Origin of the sequence: Psychrobacillus sp. FJAT-21963 (assembly GCF_001420585.1) — a bacterium.
GTDB lineage: Bacteria > Bacillota > Bacilli > Bacillales_A > Planococcaceae > Psychrobacillus.
In genome coordinates, this window is sequence record NZ_LJIY01000032.1 from 1 (window position 1) to 2,694 (window position 2,694).

Annotated in this window: 3 protein-coding genes; 1 reads left to right on the forward strand and 2 read right to left on the reverse strand. The window is 31.6% G+C overall.

Going from position 1 to position 2,694, the window contains the following annotated elements; genetic code table 11:
- Positions 1-85: 85 nt before the first annotated feature.
- The gene (locus AN959_RS20380) at positions 86-952 is read left to right on the forward strand and encodes a helix-turn-helix domain-containing protein (RefSeq protein WP_056833466.1); all 867 of its coding nucleotides are present in this window, start codon (positions 86-88) and stop codon (positions 950-952) included.
- 251 nt (positions 953-1,203) lie between these two features.
- On the opposite strand, the gene AN959_RS20385 is transcribed toward AN959_RS20380, so the two are convergent.
- Together AN959_RS20385 and AN959_RS20390 are read right to left on the reverse strand one after the other, a co-directional pair.
- The gene (locus AN959_RS20385) at positions 1,204-1,977 is read right to left on the reverse strand and encodes a hypothetical protein (RefSeq protein ID WP_056833467.1); all 774 of its coding nucleotides are present in this window, start codon (positions 1,975-1,977) and stop codon (positions 1,204-1,206) included.
- Between the two features lie 19 nt (positions 1,978-1,996).
- The gene (locus tag AN959_RS20390) at positions 1,997-2,518 is read right to left on the reverse strand and encodes a matrixin family metalloprotease (protein WP_056833469.1); all 522 of its coding nucleotides are present in this window, start codon (positions 2,516-2,518) and stop codon (positions 1,997-1,999) included.
- Positions 2,519-2,694: the final 176 nt, after the last annotated feature.

Sequence of the window (2,694 nt, forward strand, 5' to 3'; positions counted from 1 at the left end):
TATAAATTACCTCCTTTTTCTAAATAATAATTCAATATTATGGTATAATTACAAAATATCAGAAAAATAATATTGGGAGGTAAACTTGATTAATTACGGGTCTACACTAAAAAAAATACGTAAAAATAAAGGATATTCTCAAAAAGAAGTCGCTGGTAATAGTTTTGCCCAATCTACTTATTCAAATTTCGAATCAAATAAGTCGGATATCCATTCAGCTGGTTTCTTATACCTATTAAATCAACTTCAATTATCTTCTGACGAATTTGAATATATTTTTAATGAATATAAATTTGATAAAGTGACAGAGATTAAACAACAATTTTTTCGTTTGCCATATAATAATAAGCATGAAATTAAGCATGTTATTAATTCAATAGATATATATCTAGAAACTAATCAAAATAAGTTTTTGGAAGAATTAAAGTGTATTTGTGAAGCCTTATTAATTTTGGAGATTTCGGGTGATTTAACAAAGGCAAAAGAAAAAGTAATTACGGTATGGGAACGCCTTTCTCGTTATGACCAGTGGTATTTAATGGATATCAAAATCATTAATGTAATTTTATATTTTTTCGATGATGATGTAGCTATTCAAGTAACTGATAAGTTATTAGAAAGGCTAAAAACTTATAAGGGATTAGGAGATTCACTTAGACTCTCTTTAACACTAACGTTAAACTTATCAATGATTCTTATCAAAAATGGTAAGTATTCTGAAGCTCTAGTAAAATTAGAAAAACTATTACAACAAAATTTACATTCATTTCCCTATCAATCCTTAGCTGTATGTTTTAACAGAATTGCTATTTGCTATTCCTATTCAAATAGAGAGAAAGAAGATAATTATAAAAAGAAATTATTTAATTTATTGGAAGTCTATGACGATAAACTTTTTTTAAATATGATTCAACATGAGTATGAAAAATATGCTCTACAAAAAGATTATTAGAATAGAAATTACATAGTAAATAATAAACAAACAAAAAACAGCCCTAGATTTCTCCAGGACTGTTCAGATTGTCGACAAAAGGTTTCGATAGATCATCCACTCGATACCTTTTGTCATTATTATTGTATTTAACTTGGGGACATCTTAACTTATAAAATTATCCAATATATTGATTGGAGCGGAGGCGACTCGGCCCCACCCACGGAAAGCGTCCGCCAGGAGCAGAAATCCCAATTCTATTTATCATAGTATCAGTTACTATTCTTCTGTACTTGTTGAATCAACTCTTTAAGACTCTTACCACTAATTGTATCAGTGATAGTCTCATGGATTTCATTTTTCACTATAAATGTTTCTTCTGCAAATTGTGTTTGTGAAGTTAGGCTATCTTCATCAATAGTTTCAATGTTTGTTTGAAGTTCTGCTTTATCATTTTTATCAAAGCTTATGGAGAAAGGTTCAATTGCGCCGTAATAGCTTCCTAAATCCTCATTTTTCTTCAAGAAAAGCATATATTTTTTGCCATTGGCTGGCTCTATAAATAAGGGGTCCTTATTCTCAATTTCTTTCATATCTACTTTAGTTGCTTCTTTAGTAACTATGCCTTCAGGGGATACTACTGCATCTGATACTTCTAATACCACAGTTTCTGCAAAACGATGGTTTACCTGGATTTGTTTGCTATCCGATGCACCTTTAATTGTTTCTGAAATTTTGAAGTTATATAAATGCCCTTCTACGTAATTCTCTGTATCTTCCTGTGAAGGATTATTTGGGTTTCGTGCCATATTCCATTTAGAATCGAGCCCATTATAATGACCAATAACAACTAAATCTGCTTCATCAATCATCACATTTAAATCACTTGTAGAAGGAAAGTCCTTACTGAGTATAACTGTTTGAGGTTCTTTTTCAATCCCCGCTAAGCTGTGAACCTGCCCACTCAATGTCATATATCCTCCAAAGCCGATTACTACAGCTAATGGAATTACTATTGCCATTTTTTTTGATTTTTTTGTTAACATCAGAAATCCTCTCCTTTTCTTAGTAAATTGCATTTACGCCATTTTTGTCATCTGTTTGTGGAGTGTGCATTGTAGTTCGATCACGACTGCTATTCATGATGGAAGTCCCGCCGGTATGGGCGATTCCAATTGCATGCCCAAACTCATGAACGCCAGTACTTTTAGCAACATTTGATTTTGTAATATTTGTATTTCCGGAGTTAAGATCTCCAGCAAATTTTGTTACTTTACCATCTGAATGAGTTGTTGTCATTCTTCCATAATAAGTAGAAGAGTATTCGTACCAAGAATTTAATGTATTAACAGAGGAAGTATTAACCGTGAAGTTAATGCTGGATGCAGTATACCAAGCTGAGTCTGCAGCAGACCAACCAGATTTGATCACACTTGAGCCGTCATCTAGATTAGTTCCCCACTTATATGTCGATGATTTTGATGGTAGTTTCCATCCGTGTAAGACGTATGCTTCTGAAACACTCGTACTTGCGAAAATAATTGTAATTCCTAACAAAAGTGAAGTAACTACTTTTTTGATTTTCATATTATCCCTCCAATGTTTTATGAAAAAATTAAAATCTTATAATTCCAAAACGATTACTCTCCCATTATTTTTGGGGCTTATAAAGCTTATCCAACTGGGATAACCTCCTCTAATTTTTATAATAAATTATAGAAATTAAAAGGTTGCAAAATATCAGAAAAATGTTATTTGTGATA